The organism is Pseudomonas sp. Xaverov 83 (assembly GCF_019352905.1).
In the GTDB taxonomy this organism is placed as follows: domain Bacteria; phylum Pseudomonadota; class Gammaproteobacteria; order Pseudomonadales; family Pseudomonadaceae; genus Aquipseudomonas; species Aquipseudomonas yamanorum.
On sequence record NZ_JAAAFU010000073.1, the window covers coordinates 1 to 352 of the forward strand.

Genomic DNA, 352 nt, shown 5'->3' on the forward strand with positions numbered 1-352 from the left:
GTTGTATAGAAGGTTTGTGTCCCCTTCGTCTAGTGGCCTAGGACACCGCCCTTTCACGGCGGTAACAGGGGTTCGAGTCCCCTAGGGGACGCCAGTTTCAACAAGCAGTTCGAAAGGTCTGCTGCGCCGCGAGGCGAAAAATCCGGGGCTATAGCTCAGCTGGGAGAGCGCTTGCATGGCATGCAAGAGGTCAACGGTTCGATCCCGTTTAGCTCCACCAATTTACAGGTTCAAGGTCTGGCCACACCATCCTTGAATTCGATCAGGTCTCAGCGCTGATCAGTTGTATAGAAGGTTTGTGTCCCCTTCGTCTAGTGGCCTAGGACACCGCCCTTTCACGGCGGTAACAGGG

The 352-nt window shown here is 55.4% G+C and carries 2 tRNA genes; both read left to right on the forward strand.

The features are described 5' to 3' along the window. The first annotated feature begins 18 nt into the window (after nt 1–18). A tRNA-Glu gene (locus tag K0H47_RS20860) sits at nt 19–94 on the forward strand. A 50-nt stretch (nt 95–144) separates the two neighbouring features. Further along, nucleotides 145–220: transfer RNA gene (locus K0H47_RS20865), tRNA-Ala, on the forward strand. The last annotated feature ends 132 nt before the right edge of the window (nt 221–352 follow it).